Source organism: Bradyrhizobium sp. USDA 4341 (assembly GCF_054063755.1).
The window spans coordinates 4,064,125-4,080,750 of sequence record NZ_JBSSGO010000002.1 but is presented as its reverse complement, the minus strand read 5'-3'; the positions used below and the strand labels follow the sequence as shown (position 1 = coordinate 4,080,750).

Annotated in this window: 20 protein-coding genes; 12 read left to right on the top strand and 8 right to left on the bottom strand. The window is 65.3% G+C overall.

Annotated elements, in window-relative coordinates; translation table 11 throughout:
• Positions 1–116: 116 nt before the first annotated feature.
• Positions 117–761 (bottom strand): glutathione binding-like protein, encoded by a 645-nt coding sequence (locus tag ACVIGB_RS25365; RefSeq protein WP_456720589.1) that lies wholly within the window; start codon positions 759–761, stop codon positions 117–119.
• 99 nt (positions 762–860) lie between these two features.
• Here ACVIGB_RS25365 and ACVIGB_RS25360 point away from each other — a divergent pair, with 99 nt between their 5' ends.
• The 4 genes from ACVIGB_RS25360 (at position 861) to ACVIGB_RS25345 (ending at position 3,232) form a co-directional block, all read left to right on the top strand.
• Positions 861–1,520 carry a TetR/AcrR family transcriptional regulator gene (locus ACVIGB_RS25360; RefSeq protein ID WP_456720590.1) on the top strand — a complete coding sequence of 220 codons (660 nt, stop codon included), beginning with the start codon at positions 861–863 and terminating at the stop codon, positions 1,518–1,520.
• Between the two features lie 91 nt (positions 1,521–1,611).
• Positions 1,612–2,259: a dihydrofolate reductase family protein gene (locus ACVIGB_RS25355; protein ID WP_456720591.1), complete on the top strand. Its 648-nt coding sequence runs from the start codon at positions 1,612–1,614 to the stop codon at positions 2,257–2,259.
• A 99-nt stretch (positions 2,260–2,358) separates the two neighbouring features.
• Positions 2,359–2,760 carry an ArsR/SmtB family transcription factor gene (locus tag ACVIGB_RS25350; protein ID WP_456720592.1) on the top strand — a complete coding sequence of 134 codons (402 nt, stop codon included), beginning with the start codon at positions 2,359–2,361 and terminating at the stop codon, positions 2,758–2,760.
• Positions 2,741–3,232: an SRPBCC family protein gene (locus ACVIGB_RS25345; protein WP_456720593.1), complete on the top strand. Its 492-nt coding sequence runs from the start codon at positions 2,741–2,743 to the stop codon at positions 3,230–3,232. Before ACVIGB_RS25350 ends, ACVIGB_RS25345 begins: the two co-directional genes overlap by 20 nt.
• A 188-nt stretch (positions 3,233–3,420) precedes the next feature.
• Here ACVIGB_RS25345 and ACVIGB_RS25340 read toward each other — a convergent pair whose 3' ends face one another.
• On the bottom strand, positions 3,421–4,386 hold the full coding sequence (locus tag ACVIGB_RS25340) for a 2-hydroxyacid dehydrogenase (RefSeq protein ID WP_456720594.1): 966 nt from the start codon (positions 4,384–4,386) through the stop codon (positions 3,421–3,423).
• An 89-nt stretch (positions 4,387–4,475) separates the two neighbouring features.
• On the opposite strand from ACVIGB_RS25340, the gene ACVIGB_RS25335 reads away from it, so the two are divergent.
• The 6 genes from ACVIGB_RS25335 (at position 4,476) to ACVIGB_RS25310 (ending at position 8,393) form a co-directional block, all read left to right on the top strand.
• The gene (locus ACVIGB_RS25335) at positions 4,476–4,763 is read left to right on the top strand and encodes a hypothetical protein (RefSeq protein ID WP_092123683.1); all 288 of its coding nucleotides are present in this window, start codon (positions 4,476–4,478) and stop codon (positions 4,761–4,763) included.
• 186 nt (positions 4,764–4,949) lie between these two features.
• On the top strand, positions 4,950–5,318 hold the full coding sequence (locus ACVIGB_RS25330; RefSeq protein ID WP_092126677.1) for a YciI family protein: 369 nt from the start codon (positions 4,950–4,952) through the stop codon (positions 5,316–5,318).
• The gene (locus ACVIGB_RS25325) at positions 5,315–6,592 is read left to right on the top strand and encodes an RNA polymerase sigma factor (protein WP_456720595.1); all 1,278 of its coding nucleotides are present in this window, start codon (positions 5,315–5,317) and stop codon (positions 6,590–6,592) included. The genes ACVIGB_RS25330 and ACVIGB_RS25325 overlap by 4 nt, the downstream gene beginning before the upstream one ends.
• A gap of 291 nt (positions 6,593–6,883) precedes the next feature.
• Positions 6,884–7,294 carry a DoxX family protein gene (locus ACVIGB_RS25320; protein ID WP_176533584.1) on the top strand — a complete coding sequence of 137 codons (411 nt, stop codon included), beginning with the start codon at positions 6,884–6,886 and terminating at the stop codon, positions 7,292–7,294.
• A 34-nt stretch (positions 7,295–7,328) separates the two neighbouring features.
• On the top strand, positions 7,329–7,865 hold the full coding sequence (locus tag ACVIGB_RS25315) for an SRPBCC family protein (RefSeq protein ID WP_456720596.1): 537 nt from the start codon (positions 7,329–7,331) through the stop codon (positions 7,863–7,865).
• Positions 7,866–7,982: 117 nt separating this feature from the next.
• A complete protein-coding gene (locus ACVIGB_RS25310) occupies positions 7,983–8,393 on the top strand; it encodes a VOC family protein (protein ID WP_456720597.1) in 411 nt (136 codons plus the stop codon).
• 229 nt (positions 8,394–8,622) lie between these two features.
• On the opposite strand, the gene ACVIGB_RS25305 is transcribed toward ACVIGB_RS25310, so the two are convergent.
• From ACVIGB_RS25305 to cobT, 3 genes are all read right to left on the bottom strand, one after another.
• A complete protein-coding gene (locus tag ACVIGB_RS25305) occupies positions 8,623–9,045 on the bottom strand; it encodes a hypothetical protein (protein ID WP_456720598.1) in 423 nt (140 codons plus the stop codon).
• Between the two features lie 114 nt (positions 9,046–9,159).
• On the bottom strand, positions 9,160–9,450 hold the full coding sequence (locus ACVIGB_RS25300) for a hypothetical protein (RefSeq protein ID WP_097676695.1): 291 nt from the start codon (positions 9,448–9,450) through the stop codon (positions 9,160–9,162).
• A gap of 173 nt (positions 9,451–9,623) precedes the next feature.
• Entirely contained in the window at positions 9,624–10,637 is a 1,014-nt protein-coding gene (cobT, locus tag ACVIGB_RS25295; protein WP_456720599.1) for a nicotinate-nucleotide--dimethylbenzimidazole phosphoribosyltransferase, read from the bottom strand.
• Positions 10,638–10,690: 53 nt separating this feature from the next.
• Here cobT and cobS point away from each other — a divergent pair, with 53 nt between their 5' ends.
• On the top strand, positions 10,691–11,443 hold the full coding sequence (gene cobS, locus ACVIGB_RS25290; protein WP_456720600.1) for an adenosylcobinamide-GDP ribazoletransferase: 753 nt from the start codon (positions 10,691–10,693) through the stop codon (positions 11,441–11,443).
• A 152-nt stretch (positions 11,444–11,595) separates the two neighbouring features.
• Here the strand turns inward: cobS and ACVIGB_RS25285 are convergent, their stop codons facing one another.
• On the bottom strand, positions 11,596–12,447 hold the full coding sequence (locus ACVIGB_RS25285) for a hypothetical protein (protein WP_456720601.1): 852 nt from the start codon (positions 12,445–12,447) through the stop codon (positions 11,596–11,598).
• A gap of 252 nt (positions 12,448–12,699) precedes the next feature.
• Here ACVIGB_RS25285 and ACVIGB_RS25280 point away from each other — a divergent pair, with 252 nt between their 5' ends.
• A complete protein-coding gene (locus tag ACVIGB_RS25280; RefSeq protein ID WP_456720602.1) occupies positions 12,700–13,269 on the top strand; it encodes a histidine phosphatase family protein in 570 nt (189 codons plus the stop codon).
• Between the two features lie 179 nt (positions 13,270–13,448).
• Here ACVIGB_RS25280 and ACVIGB_RS25275 read toward each other — a convergent pair whose 3' ends face one another.
• Together ACVIGB_RS25275 and ACVIGB_RS25270 are read right to left on the bottom strand one after the other, a co-directional pair.
• Complete coding sequence (locus tag ACVIGB_RS25275) at positions 13,449–14,237, bottom strand: SDR family NAD(P)-dependent oxidoreductase (protein WP_092126679.1); 789 nt, start codon at positions 14,235–14,237, stop codon at positions 13,449–13,451.
• A 279-nt stretch (positions 14,238–14,516) separates the two neighbouring features.
• The gene (locus ACVIGB_RS25270; RefSeq protein WP_456720603.1) at positions 14,517–16,187 is read right to left on the bottom strand and encodes a methyl-accepting chemotaxis protein; all 1,671 of its coding nucleotides are present in this window, start codon (positions 16,185–16,187) and stop codon (positions 14,517–14,519) included.
• Between the last annotated feature and the right edge of the window lie 439 nt (positions 16,188–16,626).

Below are 16,626 nucleotides of genomic sequence, written 5' to 3'. Positions count from 1 at the left end.
CCATAACCACCGTCGCTGATTGGTGCGCGAGCTATCGACTCCAACCGCCCAAAATCGAGGTGCCGCGGCGTATGGGTCCCGGCCTTCGCCGGGACGACGGATGGTAAGAGACCGGCTTACGCCGCCGCCTTGTGCCGCGCGATCTCGGCCTTGTAGAGCTCGAACTCCTCCGCGACCGCCTTGGCAACCGACGGCCGCGTCCTCAGCCGCTCGTAATAGGCCTTCAGCGCCGGCCATTTCGCCAGCTCGATCGGCGGCGTCGCCATGGTCCAGTTGATGACCGTGACGAGATAGGCGTCGGCGACGCTGAAATGATCGAGCAAATACTCGCGGCCCTTCAGGTGATCCTCGACATAGTCGAGCCGCGAGACGTATTTCTCCAGCGCGTAGGCCTTGGCGTCCGGCGGCGCCTTCTTGTCGAGCAGCGGCAGGAACAGCCCCTTGTGCAGCTCGGTGCCGATGAAGCACAGCCATTGATGCAGCTTTGACCGCTCGGCGTTCGACGCGGTGCCGAGGCCGGCCCGCGGGAACTGGTCGGCAACATATTGCAGGATCGCTGCGTTCTCGGTCAGCACGACGCCGTCGTCGGTGCGCAGCGTCGGTACCAGCCCGAGCGGGTTGACCTTGTTGAAGTCGGAGCCGTCATTGCGCACCTGCTTGGTCTTCGGATCGACCTCGAGATAGTTGGCCGGCTGGCCGGCTTCATAGAGCGCGACGCGGGTCGCCATCGAACAGGCGAGCGGCGAAAAATAAAGGTCCATTGGTGCCTCCTTGGGGTGGTCTGGCGCGGATGTCCCGGCCGTTGTTGATTTTTGTACTGTCTTGGATAATATTGAAGGCGTCAAGGAATTAAATGCGAAATGGTACAAAAAAGTAAGAAGCCGCCATCTGCTGCCAAAATCGAGGCTCCGGTCGCACCGAAGCGGCGCGGGCGGCCGCGCGCCTATGAGCCCGAGGTCGCACTCGGCAAGGCGCTCGATCTGTTCCGCCGCGACGGCTTCGCCGCGACCTCGCTCGATGATCTCAGCGCTGCAACCGGCATGAACCGGCCGAGCCTCTATGGCGCGTTCGGCGACAAGCGCGAGCTCTACATCAAGAGCTACCAGCGCTACCGCGACGACGCGCGCGCGGCGATGGTCGACATCTTCCGCGCCGATGCGCCGCTGCGCGAGCGGCTGGAGCGCATCTATCGCATTGCGCTCGACATCTATCTCTCCGGCGAGTCCGGGCCGCGCGGCTGCTTCACGGTGATGACCGCAGCATCCGAGGCGGTGTCGGATCCCGGTATCCGCACCATGGTGGTGGAGGGACTGACCGAGCTCGACAAGGCGTTCGGCATCTGCTTCCGCCATGCCAAGGAGCGCGGCGAACTGCCTGAGGGCGCCGATCCGGCATCACTGGCGCATCTCGCCTCCGCCACCATCCACACCATCGCGATCCGTGCCCGCGCCCGCGTGCCGCGCGGGGAACTCGAGGCGATCGTGAAGGGCGTCCTCGACGTGCTGTGCGCGGCCAAATAGCCGCGGCGAAATTTCTTCGGCATCAAATGTCGGGCGCTGTTTTTCCCGCCCGTCTTCCGTAAGGTCCCTCAACCTACGGAAGTGGAATGTCATGGGAAAAGTCAGGACTTCAGCATTCTCGGTCTCGATCGACGGATTTGGCGCCGCGCCACGGCAGAGCCTCGAAAATCCATTCGGCGAAGGTGGCATGGCGCTGCCTGCCTGGTTCCTCGGGACGCGGACGTTTCGCCAGACGTTCGGCCAGGATGGCGGCAGCACCGGTCTCGATGACGAGATCGCGCGCAAATCGTTGGAAAATATCGGCGCCTGGATTTTGGGCCGTAACATGTTCGGCCCGATCCGCGGGCCGTGGCCGGATCATGCCTGGAAAGGCTGGTGGGGCGACAATCCGCCGTATCACACGCCGGTGTTCGTGCTGACCCATCACGCGCGGCCTGACATCGAGATGGAAGGCGGCACGACGTTTCACTTCGTGACATCAGGTATTGCCGAAGCGCTCGAGCGCGCGCGCGCTGTTGCGGGGGACAAGGACATCCGGGTCGGTGGCGGCGTGTCGCTGGTGCGCCAGTTCCTTCAGGCACGCCTGCTCGACGAGGTGCAACTGGCGCTGTCACCGGTGCTGCTCGGCGCCGGCGAAAATCTGTTCGCAGGCATTGATCTGCCCGCACTCGGATATGCCGTCGTCTCGCATGTCGCGAGCCCGAACGCCACGCACGTCACCTTCGCGCGCAAATCCTAAATCGTTCACGCCTGCGTCTGCGGCCAAAAATTGGCCGTTGACGCGAGCGCCGTTCGGTCGTATTTAACCCATGGGTTATTTAACCGATGAGCTAAGTACATGCCGCTCGATCCCCTCAGTTCGACCTTCGCGGCGCTGGCCGATCCGACCCGGCGCGCGATCCTGGCGCGGCTTGCGCTTGGGGAGACCTCGGTGATGGAGCTGGCAAAGCCGTTCGACATGAGCCTGCCGGCGATCTCCAAACACCTGAAGGTGCTGGAGCATGCCGGGTTGATCTCGCGCGGGCGCGAGGCGCAGTGGCGGCCGTGCCGCATCGCGCCCGACTCGTTCAAGCAGGTCGACGGCTGGCTCGGGAATTTCCGCCGCTTCTGGGACGAGAGCTTCAACCGCCTCGACGGCCTGCTCGAGGAGATGAAGGCGGAGGAGGCCGCAAAGGCTCCGCCGCGCAGCAACCGCAAAGTCAGAGTAAAGGAGAAGCAACGTGGACGCACGCGTGGATAAGACGCTGAGGATCACGACCCCGTCGGATTTCGAGTTCGCCATGACGCGCCAGTTCGACGCGCCGCGGCGCTTCGTGTTCGACGCCATGACGAAGCCTGAATACGTTGTGCGTTGGCTCGGCTGCGAGCAGCTCGCAATGCCGGTGTGCGAGATCGACCTGCGCGTCGGCGGGGCCTATCGGTTCGTGTTCCGGTCGTCCGACGGCGTCGAGCACATCCTCACCGGCACCTATCGCGAAGTGGTGCGCCCGGAGCGGCTGGTATTCGGCGAGACTTTTGCGATGCCGGGCTTCACCAGCGACGAATATCTGGTCACCTCGACCTTCGTCGAGGAAGACGGAACGACCACGCTGATGACCACGATTCGCCATCCCACCAAGGAGGCGCGTGACGGCCATCTCAATTCCGGCATCGACAAGGGCGTCGAGCCCGCCTACGACCGGCTCGCGGAGATCGTTGCCGAGATGGGCTGAAGCAAAGGCTTTGGGCCGCTCTGCCGTGATGGACAGGCCCATCAATCCGGTCGTCCCTGCGAAAGCAGGGACCCATAACCACAGGATTGAGTCGTTGAAGCGCGCTGGGGCCACAGCGTAGCGCGAGCAACTGCCATTCGTGGTTATGGGTCCCGGGTCGCGCTTCGCTTGCCCGGGACGACACTGCCCTAGTATCCCCGTCCGCGATCGACCAGGTTCTCCAGCGCACCGCCTTGCTCGAAGCGCGTGATCTGCTGCGCGACGTATTTCGAGATCTCGTCGGCGTCGGTGTCGGCGGCGTTGTGCGGCGTCAGCACCACCTTCGGATGGCCCCAGAACGGGCTCGCCTCGGGCAGCGGCTCGGTCTCGTAGACGTCGAGCGAGGCGGCGCCCAGCGTGCCGTCGTCGAGCGCGCGCAGGATGTCTCCCTCGTTCTGCAAGCCGCCGCGGCCGGCATTGATGATCACGGGCGCGCCGAGCGGGCTCTCGCGGTTCAGCTTTGCGAACACGTCGCGGTTCAACACGTGCCGCGTGTCCGGTGTCAGCGGCAGCAGGCAGACCAGAATGTTGGTCTCGCGCAGGAACGCATCCAGCCCCTCGGTGCCGTGGTGGCAGGCGATGCCGTCGATCCGCTTCTCGCTGCGACTCCAGCCGACGACGCGGAAGCCGAGCGCGCGTAGCGCGTGTGCCGAGGCCGCGCCGAGCGTGCCGAGCCCCATGATGCCGACCGTGATCGCGCCCGCCGCCCACTGATATTTCGGCGCCCAGCGCCTCAATCGTTGCGACTCCCGCAGATAGAGCTCCTGGCGGTGATGCATCAGCACATGCAGCACGACATATTCGGTCATGCGATCCGTGAGGTCGCCGACCGCGACCCGCACCAACGGCACGTCGGGCAGCGAGCGGTCGGCCATCAGCGCGTCGACGCCGGCGCCGAGGTTGAAGATGACGCGCAGGTTCTTGAACGCCGCGAGCTCGCCCGGCTTCGGCTTCCACACCGCGGCATAGTGCACCTCGGCGGGATCGAGCGCGCCATCCGGCAGCAGCACCACGCGGCGGTCCGGGCAGACCGTGTCAAACCGCGCCTGCCAGCGCGCCGACGACCAGTTTTCCGAGCCGCCATTGATTAGCAGCGCCAGTGCGCCCTTACCCATCCGGATACCTCCAATTTCAATGTGATATACATCACAGAGCGGGCATGGTCCGCTCCCTAGTCTCCTGCCATCAACCGGGGAGAACTTCCATGCGCAAGCTGATCCTGACTGCGGCTTTCATCGTAGCCGCCGCCACTACCGCGCACGCTGGCCAGAGCCGCGGCCTCGTGCTCGCAAACGCCGATACACCCGCTCAGGCGCAACCGGCCGTTGCGCCCGCTCCGGCCGACGCCCAGCAGGCCCCGTCGCAGGCGCAGCCGGCGGAGCCTCCGAGGCAGCAAGCCTCCCGGCCAACGAACAGGAGCCACGCCAACCGCCGGGAGAGCGATGAGGCCAAGGCGCGCCGGATCGCAGCCCGCTACGGCGTCTATTGGTAGTCGCACATGAACGTCGTGGTGACGGCGTGACGCGCCATCGCCACGGCCCAAGACGCAGTCGGTCGAGGCGCGCCATGAAGCGTCGACCAATCCATCGCCGACATCCGGAACTCAAATTTCTTTCGCTCCGCCTGTCGGCAGCGGGCATAATCATTCGTTCTTGCAATGAACGGAGATGCCTTTTCGATGCTGTACGCCATCCTCTGCTATCATGACGAAGACATGGTCGGTTCCTGGAGCAAGGAACACGACGCCTCGGTCATGCAGAAATTGTCGGTCGTGCAGGACAAGCTCGCCAAGCAGGGCCGGCTCGGCCCGGTGGCGCGGCTGCTGCCGACCACCGCGGCGACCACGCTGCGCAAGGAAAACCCGCCGCTGGTGCTCGACGGTCCGTTCGCCGAAACCAAGGAGCAGCTGCTCGGCTTCTATCTGGTCGAAGGCAAGAACCTCGACGAGGTGCTCGACATCGCGCGCGACCTCGGCGAGGCCAATCCCGGCGGCACCTATGAGATCCGCCCGGTCGGCTACTTCACTCCGGGGAGCGCAAAGGCGTGAGCATGACCGACACCGCCTGGATCGATGCCGCGCTGACGTCGGCGCGTCCCCAGGCGGTTGGCGCCCTGCTGCGCTACTTCCGCAATCTCGATACCGCCGAGGAGGCCTTCCAGAATGCCTGCCTGCGGGCGCTGAAGAGCTGGCCGCAGAACGGCCCGCCGCGCGATCCCGCGGCGTGGCTGATCATGGTCGGCCGCAATGTCGCGATCGACGACATCAGGCGCAGCAAGAAGCAGGAGGCGTTGCCCGACGACGACCAGGCGATCTCCGACCTCGGCGACGCCGAGGAAGAGCTCGCCGAGCGGCTCGACGGCTCGCATTACCGCGACGATATCCTGCGGCTCTTGTTCATCTGCTGCCACAAGGATCTGCCCGCGACCCAGCAGATCGCGCTCGCGCTGCGCATCGTCTCCGGCCTGTCGGTGAAGCAGATCGCGCGTGCCTTCCTGGTCTCGGAAACCGCGATGGAGCAGCGCATCACGCGGGCCAAGACCCGCGTCGCCGACGCCGATGTGCCGTTCGAGACACCGGGCGCGGTCGAGCGCAGCGAGCGGCTCGTCTCGGTCGCCGCGATGATCTATTTGATCTTCAACGAGGGCTATTCCGCGAGCGGCGACACCGCTCAAATCCGCTCGCCGTTGTGCGAGGAGGCGATTCGCCTCGCCCGCCTGCTGCTGCGGCTGTTCCAGAGCGAGCCGGAGATCATGGGGCTGACCGCGCTGTTGCTGTTGCAGCACGCCCGCGCCGCCGCGCGGTTCGACGCCGACGGCCAGGTCATCCTGCTCGACGACCAGGACCGCAGCCTGTGGAACCAGAAGCTGATCGCCGAGGGGCTTGCGCTGATCGACAAGGCGATGCGCCATCACCGCAGCGGGCCCTATCAGGTGCAGGCCGCGATCGCCGCACTCCACGCCCGCGCGGAAAAGCCCGAGGACACCGACTGGACCCAGATCGACCTGCTTTATGGCGCGCTCGAGATCATGCAGCCGTCACCGGTGATCACGCTCAACCGCGCCGTTGCGGTCTCCAAGGTGAAGGGGCCGGAAGCCGCGCTCGAGATGATCGAGCCGTTAGCGCCGCGCCTCTCCAATTATTTCCATTACTTCGGCGTGCGCGGCGCCTTCCTGATGCAGCTCGGCCGCAACGAGGAGGCCCGCGTCACCTTCGACCGCGCCATCGCGCTCGCCAACACCACCGCCGAAGCCGCCCATATCCGCATGCATATCGACCGCCTGATGCGCGACAGCCAGCCGCGCAATGTGAAGGCGAAGTAGTTCTCGTTCAACTGTATCGCCGCGTACTTCGCTGCACCTCTCCTGCTTGCGGGGGAGGTCGGATCGCATCTTCAGATGCGATCCGGGTGGGGGCTCTTTCCGCAATGCGACTCGCGGTGAGACCCCCCACCCCAGCCCCCCCCGCAAGCGGGAGAGGGGGCGCAGTCCCGCTGCGGTCACGGTTTAGACCCATCGCATCAAGCTTCCGAAAAATCTTCACCGTCCTTGTCGGCCCGTCATCCTGTCGTTCGTCATGAAGGCAGAGCATCACCAAGCGTTACGGAGCCCGCCATGCCGACGATCGTCGACACCGAAGTCTCAAAGCCCGCCCGCATCACCGGCCGCGTCATGAGCGGCGTGGTAATCCTTTTCCTGCTGTTCGATGGCGCGATCAAGCTGTTGCCATTGCCTGTCGTCACCGAGACCATGGACAAGATGGGCTTTGGTGCGAGCGACACGCTGGCGCGCAGCCTCGGCATCATCACCATCGTCTGCACGCTGCTGTACTCGGTGCCGCCGACTTCGATCCTCGGCGCTATCCTGCTCACCGGCTATCTCGGCGGTGCGATCGCGTCCCATGTGCGGATCGGCAGCCCGCTGTTCAGCCACACGCTGTTCGGGCTCTATCTCGGCCTGATGGTGTGGGGCGGGCTCTATCTGCGCGACGGCAATCTGCGCGCGCTGCTTCCGTTCCGCCGCTGAGCTATCCTCTTCATTCATCTACCTGGAGCCCATCATGTTCGAGACCATTGCCATCATCGCTGTCATCCTCGCGGTCGCGATTGCCGTCGTCCTCGTCCTGGCGGCGACCAAGCCGAGCACATTCCGCGTCACGCGTGCGACCAGCATCAATGCGCCGGCGGAACGGATCTTTCCATTGATCGACGATTTCCGGCAGTGGACGGTCTGGTCGCCCTACGAGAACCGGGATCCGGCCATGAAGCGCACCTATGACGGCGCCGGGCGCGGGCAGGGGGCGGTCTATGCCTGGGACGGCAACAAGAATGTCGGCACCGGCCGCATGGAGATCCTGCAATCGTCCGCGCCGTCGAAGATCGTCATCAAGCTCGACTTCCTCAAGCCGTTCGAGGGCCACAACACCGCCGAGTTCACAATGCTGCCGCAGGGAGATGCGACCAGCGTCACATGGACCATGTATGGTCCGGCCGTCTTCATGTCGAAGGTGATGCAGGTGTTCATGAACCTGGATCACATGATCGGCAAGGATTTCGAGGTCGGTCTCGCCAATCTGAAGAAGCTGACTGAAAAATAGCGAGCTTTTTCGAGCGAAGTGGTTTCCGGTTCGCGTGAAGAAAGCGCGTTAAACAAGAATCTGGAGCCTTGTTCCGATTTGATCGGAACGAGGCTCCAGCTACCCAGGGAGCATGTGATGCAGGTCAACCCCTATCTCTCCTACGACGGCAATTGCGGCGCCGCGCTGAACTTCTACCAGAAGGTCCTCGGTGCGCGGATCGAGGAAACCTATCCCTACGGCGAGGGCAATCCGGAGATGCAGACGCCGCCCGGATGGAAGGACAAGATCATGCACGCCAGGGTCTCGATCGACGGCGAGATCATCATGGCCTCCGATGCCCCGCCCGGCCACTTCCAGAAGCCGCAGGGGTTTCACGTCTCGCTGCAGTTCGAGGATCCCACGGAGGCCGCGAGCCGCTTCAAGGCGCTGTCCGAAGGCGGCACGGTCACCATGCCGTTCGGCAAGACCTTCTTCTCCAACGGTTTCGGCATGTGCGTCGATCAGTTCGGCATCCCCTGGATGGTGAACTGCCCGCAAGGGATGTAGGCGTCATTGCGAGCGGAGCGAAGCAATCCATCGCGCCACAAGCGGCAATATGGATTGCTTCGTCGCTACCGCTCCTCGCAATGACGGCTGTGCAGATCGCCTCTACCGGCATCGCGAACAGGAGCCGTAGCCCGGATGGAGCGCAGCGAAATCCGGGGTCATCCAATCCGCACAGGAACCCCCGGATTGCGCTTCGCTTCATTTGGGCTGCGACACAGTCAGGCACGCTTCACCTGCACCGCGGATAGATCGCGGCGAGCTCGCGGCCGCGCAGCAGCAGCAGGCGTGAGGTCAGGCCGCCGCGGCGCACGATCCAGCCGCGCACCGGCGCCGGATAGGCCTCCAGCACCGCCTCGGATGCTTCCGGCTCCGCATAGGTCCGGCCGCGCCGGTCGATCGAGCGCGCGGCGTGGAAGCCGAGCACGGCGCGCCGCGTCACGCAGATGCGGTCGCCCGGCACCATCGAGAGCACCAGCGTGCAGGCCGACAGGCACGGCCCGTCGATCACCACGCGCTCGCCGGACTCCCGCACCTTGTCGAACAGTTCGATGAACGGACCGACCTGGCCGCCGGGGCTGGCGAGGATGCGGACGTCGGCTTGTGCGCCGCCAATCGTTGCGCAGAGGGCTGCCGCTGCGACAAACATTTTCATCAGCGCAATCCCTGCCGATGATGCGGTCGAGGTCCCGCCGCATCCGAAGCCGCAAGGCTCGCGCCGGAATGGGGCATCGTCAAGACCGATGCCCTTTCGCGATGACAGGCGGGCTCAGGCTGCCCGGTTCTTGAGCGCGCCCACGATCGCCGTGAGCACCGCGCCGGCAACGCCGCCGCCGGCGACCTGTCCGATGATGCTGCCGATGTCAGGCGTCGCGCCGGAATTGGCGAGCAGCGGAATCAGCATGCCCAGAAGCTGTCCGCCGGCGCCGCCGCCGATGGCGCCTGCGATGGTGTTTCCGAGCGTGCCGAGATCGATGTTCTTGGCCGCTCCGGCGGCGACATTGCCGCCGACTGCTCCGCTGATGATTTGAATGATCAGATTGATGAGGACTCCCGACATGACGCGATTTCTCCCCGGTCTCTGGTTCAGCTGGCCGAGGCGCCGGCGGCGCCTCACCGGGGGCAAAGGTTAGGCCTCCAACGCGCATAGGTCATGCTGCGCACGCGAAGATTGTCGACCTGGATGGACGATATGCACCGCCTTCTTGGGCGTTGTGCGGTCGTTCCGAGGCCTCAGCCCGCGCCGGAGACGCCGGCCTCGGCAAAGGTCGCCATGCCGCCATGACAGGCGAGCGCTGCGCGCAGCAGCAGGATCGCAACCCCTGCGCCGGAGGCTTCGCCGAGCCGCATCTCGAGATCGAGCAGGGGCGCGAGCTGCAGTTCGCGCAGCAGCTGGCGATGGCCGAGCTCGGCCGAGACATGCCCGGCGCGGCAATGCGCGAGGCTATCAGGCGCAAGCCGCGCCAGCGGCAGCACCGCCGACGTCGCGACGAAGCCGTCGAGCAGCACCGGGATCGATCTTGCCCGCGCTGCCAGCACGGCGCCCGCGATGGCCGCGAGCTCGCGGCCGCCGAGCGCGACGGCGACGGCGAGCGGATCGTCGAGCAGGCTGCGATGCAGCTTCAGCGCGGTATCGATCACGGTGCGCTTGCGCAGCAGGCCGGCATCGTCGACGCCGGTGCCGCGGCCGGCCCAGCGCGCGCCGCGTCCGCCCATCAGCGCCGCGCAAAGCGTCGCGGCCACGGTAGTGTTGGCGATGCCCATCTCGCCGACCACAAGCAAATCGCATTGCTCCGGCACCGTGCGCCAGCCGGTGTCAAAGGCGACGAGGAAATCGGCGCCATCCATCGCCGGCGCCATCGTGAAATCGCGGGTCGGACGTGCGAGCTCGATCGGCTCGACGCGCAGCTCGGCCCCGGCAAGCTTGGCGATCTGGTTGATCGCGGCACCGCCTGCGGCGAAATTCGCCACCATCTGCGCGGTGACTTCAGAGGGAAAGGCGGAGACGCCGCGCTCGGCGATGCCGTGATTGCCGGCGAACACGGCGATCGTGATCTTGTCGAGCCGGGGGATCTCGCGCCGCTGCCAGCGGGCGAGCCAGACCGCGACCTCTTCCAGCCGGCCGAGGCTGCCCGGCGGCTTGGTCAGGTTCTGCTGGCGCAGCGTGGCGGCCGCGGCGCTCGCCGCGTCGCCATCGGGCAGGTCGCGACAAAAGCTGCGGATGTCGTCTAGAGTACTGAACTGCATGCGATTCCCTCGTCGAGCGGGCCGCAAAATAGTTCAATTCGAAGGCCGCGACCATGAATCAATGGCTCGACGATCTCAGGACCGCCATCGCCTTTCTGACCCGGCTGCCGATGCCCCATCCGGACGGCGCGCGGCCGGAGGGCTTTGCCCGGGCGCAGCGGCTGTTCCCTCTGGTCGGGGCCGGCATCGGGGCCGCGATCGGCCTGTTCTGTCTGCTGCTGCGGACGATCGGCGTGCCGGACCTTGCCGCTGCGGCGCTGGCGCTCGGCGGCGGCGCGCTGTTGACCGGCGCACTGCATGAGGACGGGCTCGCCGATGTCGCCGACGGGTTCGGCGGCGGCCGCGATGTAGCGGCCAAGCTCGAGATCATGCGCGACAGCCGGCTCGGCACCTATGGCGCGCTGGCGCTGGTGGTGAGCTTTGCCACCAGGCTTGCGGCGCTGGCCGCACTTCCCAACGGCATGGTGGTGCAGTGCCTGATCGCCGCGCATACGCTCGGCCGCGGCGTGTTGCCGTGGATCGCGATCAGCCTGCCTTACGCGCGCAAGGATGGGCTCGCTGCCAATGCCGGCCGGCCCGATGGCACGATTGCGGTGGTCGCAGCCGGCATCGCGCTGGCGATCGCACTCCTCGCTCTGCCCTTCGGCAGCGCGCTGCTGGCGGCGATCGCGGCCGGCGCGAGCGCATTGATCATGGCGCTGCTGGCAAAGCGGCAGATCGGCGGCCAGACCGGCGACGTGCTTGGCGGGGCAGAGCAGGTTGCGGAGACCGCGATCCTGGTGTTGCTCGCAGCGCGATTCGGTTAGAGCGTTTCGAGCGAAGCGGATACTGGTTCGCGTGAAGATGATGCGATCCCATGCAACAGCCGGCGCGAAATTCAGCTATGGGCCAGAACTGGAAGCCGCGCCGATCGAGGCGTTGTTGCGGGACAAGACATCGATGAGCATTGCATCGACCATCACCATTCGTCGTAGAGCCACTCCCTGGGGATTGGAGGCCGCGCTCTTGCATACGGGGGCTGAGACGTCCGCTCGGGCTTGCGCACACCCGGAGCCGGCGGCGTCGGAAGCGGTAACGGCTTCGGCTCGGAGACCTTCGCTAGCGTCCGTTTCATTTCTTCCTGGCTCGCCTTGAGTTCCTCAATGGCTTTGGAGTTCGCGCGGGCCATCTGTTGCTGGTCCGCCTTGAGCTGCTCGATACTTCGCTCCACATTTTCGAGGTTGCGGGCGATCGTTTGCAGCAGCTGCGCCTGGTCGGGAAGAGCTGTATTGGCTGCCGGCGCGGCGTCCTGCGGCGGTGCGGTCTGTAGCGGGGGCGTCGCTTGGGGCGGAGCGGCGTCTGCCGCTGCGACCTGAACGGTGGGTGGAGCGGGCTGCGCCGCAAGCGGCGGATTATCCGAAGGCAATGACGGAGTTGAAACGAGCTGAGGTACCCAACGGGCGACAACCTGCTTGGCTCCTCTACCATACGACGACTGCAAAGCCAGTGCAGCAACAACGATACATGCTGCCAGCGACAAGCCGGCGAGAGCACGGAACCCCGGCATTCGGCGCGGCGATCGCGAGCGAGGTCCGGAAGAGGTCGGGCCAGGCTCGGAAGCGGCAGGGCTGGGTCCGACCGAAGGCGGGGCAGGTTGCGCCGGAGCTGGGGACGCGGCATCGCGCTCCATTCTTGCAAGCTGTTCACTCAAACGCGCGAGCTCTTCATTGGCGCGCGTGATCTGCTTGTGGGTTTCTGCGAGTCTTTCGTCGGCGCGCGTGGCCAGGCCATCGTTCGATTCGACTGGGTTCGGGGTGGGGGTGGAGTTCACTGGCGCTTCCCTTTCAATCCAATGTCACCCAAGCGTGCCGACTCGGTTATCCGTTAGGGTCGATCAGCCCCCAGCACTCCCGTCAGTCTTGTCCAAAAAATGGCCGGATGATAGCGGGCTTGAGGTCTCGTGATAATGGAGGGTGACCAGCTCGTGCCGAGCACGTTAACGCATTTCCGCCTTGCCCGATAAAGCAGGTATCGACTGTCCATGAGTACAAGCCCTGGTCAGAATGGAAGGGCTCCTGCAGCGATGGACCGCGAAACGCATCTCTGGCTGATCCGCCACGCGCCGGTCGACGGTCCGCGCGGCGTGATCCATGCGCCGGATGCGCCCGCGGATCTCGGCGATGCCGCCGCCTTCGCAGCGTTGCAGGCGATGCTGCCGGCTGACGCTTTCGCGGTCTGCAGTCCGGCGCGGCGCACCAGCGAGACCGCAGCAAAGCTCGGCCTCACGGCAACGGCGGATGATGCCTTTCGCGAGCAGGATTTTGGTGACTGGACCGGCCGTCGCCACAGCGAGATCGAGGCCGAGCTCGGCGCGGCGGCCTATCGCGCGTTCTGGAATTCGCCGGCGACCAACCGGCCGCCCGGCGGCGAAAGTTTTGCCGATCAGATCGCGCGGGCGCGGGCCGGGCTGGCGCGCCTGCCGGCCGGCGACGTCGTGCTGGTCGTGCACTCCGGCACCATCCGCGCGATCCTCGCAATCGCGCTCGAGCTGACGCCGGAGCACGCGCTGCGCTTCGTCATCGATCCGCTGTCGCTGACGCGGATCGATCGGCTGGCAGACGCCTGGCGCGTTGTCGCGGTGAATGGGCGGTAGGCCTTCTCGCCGCTTTCTACCCGTCACCCCCCCCGCGCAAACGCTTCGCCTTTGTCGCTGGAGGTGCGAGCGGAGCGAGGCTCGAAGGATGCACGGCCACCAGCCGGGCCGTCGACCCTTCGAGGGCCGCTGAAGAAGCGGCCACCTCGGGGTGACGGTGATGGAATTGGCGGGTGCTTCTACCCATTCCGCCGTTGGCCGCGCAGGGTCGGCAGGCCGATGCCGGCGGCATCGAAGCCGCCGTCGACGGCGAGGATCTGGCCTGTGATGTAGCTGGCGCGATCCGAGCACAGGAAGAAGATGGCTTCCGCCAGCTCCTCTTCCAGGCCGTAGCGGTTGAGCGGGATGGCGTCGTGGTAGTCGGCGCGGATCTCCGGCGTGTGCACGGCCTTGGCCATCGCGGTCTCGACCGGCCCGGGCGCGACGCCGTTGACGCGGATGCCGAGCGAGGCGAGCTCGACCGCGAGCTGCTTGGTGAGATGCGCGAGGCCGGCCTTGCTGGTGCCGTAGGCCGAGCGCAGCGTCGAGGCGCGCACCGCCGAGATCGAGGTGATGTTGACGATCGCGCCGCCGCCATGCTCGCGCATCACAGGCGCGGCCGCCTTGGTGCACAGGAACGGGCCGGTGAGATTGACCGCCATGATCCGGTTCCAGTCGGCGTCCGAAGTCTCCAGCACCGGCGTGAACACGGCAATGCCAGCGTTGTTGACCAGCGCGTCGAGCCGGCCGAAGCGGCCCGTGATCGCCGCGATCGCGGCTGCCACACCAGCGGCATCAGATACGTCGCAGGTCAGCGCCAGCGTCGTGTCGGGCTGCTTCAATGCCGCGACCGCGGCGCGCAGCAATTCGCCCTCGATGTCGAGCAGCGCGACGCGCCAGCCGTCGGCGAGAAAGCGCTTCGCTGCGGCAAGCCCGATGCCGCGCGCGGCGCCGGTCACGAGTGCGACTTTGGGGGAAGTGGAATTCATCGGATGGTCCATCGCTTCGGGCAGCAAGTCCCGACCGTCTGCGACCTTTGTCCGGTGATGTCAACCTGAGAGGCGCTAAGCTTGCTCTGTCGTCATTGCGAGGAGCGATAGCGACGAAGCAATCCATTCTCCCCGTGCAGTTCGGTCGATTGCTTCGCTTCGCTCGCAATGACGTGGGTGCGGCGGCTGCACTACATTCATTTGACCCGAGAAGGCGCGTCTCGAAGGATGCACGGCCCCCAGCCCGGGCTGTCCATCCTTCGAGGATCGCACCGCAACCTACGCCGCGAGCTCGGCGGAGGCGCGCTGCATATTGGTCGACATGTCCTGCGTCACGATGCTCTGCTCCTCGACCGCGGCGGCGGTGGAGGTGATGTATTCGTTGACGCCGGCGATCGCCGCCTTGATCTCGGACAGCGAGGTGACCACTTCGGCGGCGATCGAGTTCAGCGCATCGATCTCCGAGGAGATCGTGTCGGTCGCCTGCTTGGCCTGGTTGGCGAGGCTCTTCACCTCGGAGGCCACCACCGCGAAGCCGCGTCCGGCTTCGCCCGCACGCGCGGATTCGATCGTGGCGTTGAGCGCGAGCAGGTTGATCTGCCCGGTGATGCTCGAGATCATCTCGACGATGCCGCTCATCGCCTGAGCTGCTGCATTGAGCTTCTGCGCCTGCCCGTCGGCAGCCTCGACGCGGCCGGTGGCGACCGCGGCGTTCTGCTTCGACTTGGTCATGGTCTCGGAGATCTCGCGGATCGAGGCGCTCATCTCCTCGCTGCCGGCGGCGACCGCCTCGATCAGGCCGCGCGCGCTGTCGGCCTTCTTGCGGCCGATCGCCTGCGCGGTGATGTCGGTGGCGTATTTCACCACCTTGTAGGGCTTGCCGTTGAGATCGAGGATCGGGTTGTAGGAAGCCTGGATCCAGATCTCGCGGCCGCCCTTGGCGATGCGCTTGTATTCGGCGGCCTGGAACTCGCCGCGGTTCAGCGCTCCCCAGAACTCGCGGTAGCCCGCCGAGCTCGCCTCGACCGGCTCGACGAACATGCTGTGATGCTTGCCCTGAATCTCGGCGAGCAGATAGCCCATCGCGGCGAGGAAGTTCGGGTTCGCGCTGCGGATGGTGCCGTCCATGTTGAACTCGATCACGGCTTGCGACTTGCCGATCGCGTCGATCTGGCCGTCATTGTCGGCGGCCTTCAGCTTCTGCTGTGTGACGTCGGTCGCGAACTTGACGACCTTGAACGGCTTGCCGCGGTCGTCGAGGATCGGATTGTAGCTGGCGAGGATCCAGATCTCCTTGGCGCCCTTGGCGAGCCGCTTGAACTCGCCGGTCGCGAACTCGCCGCGGTTCAGCCGTGCCCAGAATTCGCGATAGGCCGGGCTGTCGCGGTCGGCTGGCGGCATGAACATGCTGTGGTGCTTGCCCCTGATCTCGTCGAGCGAGTAACCCATCGCGCCGAGGAAGTTCTCGTTGGCATTGACGATGGTGCCGTCCATGTTGAACTCGATCACCGCCTGCGCGCGGCCGATCGCGGCGATCTTGCCGGCGTCTTCCATGCTGTGGATCTTCTGCCCGGTGATGTCGGTGGCGAACTTGATGACGCCGACCGGCTTGCCGTTCTTGTCCAGGATCGGATTGTAGGAGGCCTGGATCCAGACCTCGCGGCCGCCCTTGGCAATGCGCTTGTACTGCGCGGCCTGGAATTCGCCGCGGTTGAGGCTCGCCCAGAACGCGCGATAGTCGTGGCTGTCGCGATACGCCGGCTCGACGAACATGCTGTGGTGCTTGCCCCTGATCTCGTCGAGCGAGTAGCCCATCGCGTTCAGGAAGTTCTCGTTGGCGGTGACGATGGTGCCGTCGAGCTTGAACTCGATCACCGCCTGCGATTTGCCGATCGCTGCGGCTTGCGCCAGCGCACTGTCGATGTTTGCCTTGTTGCTGAAATTGAACATCAGGGCTCCGTGAGGGGTCAAATGAAACGGGATGGAAAACCAGATCGCGGCAACTCACGGAAAGGTTGCAGCGAGCCGTTTAGCATCGGTAAAGCTTGCGGCTTGGCACGGACTGCATAATGCAATGCGGCGCGAGCGCATCTATCTCAATCTATGAAGTAATTTTCTGATCTGCACGTTATCATCCATAGTCGTGATGCGATGTTCACCGTAATCTTACGGGCGAAAATCGATGACAATTTTGGTCTGATGCGGATGATCGCAACGCGTGCTCTTCAGCAACGCTGATAGACCCATTACGAAGGCTGATATTGCTGACGGCTTCAACGATCGATCCTGCTCGTCGATTCGCTGCGCTCGAGGAATGCGCGTCGCGTCGATGCCTCCTCTGGACGCCCGGCGCCGATCAAAATAATTGCCGCACGAGATGTCGGCAGGG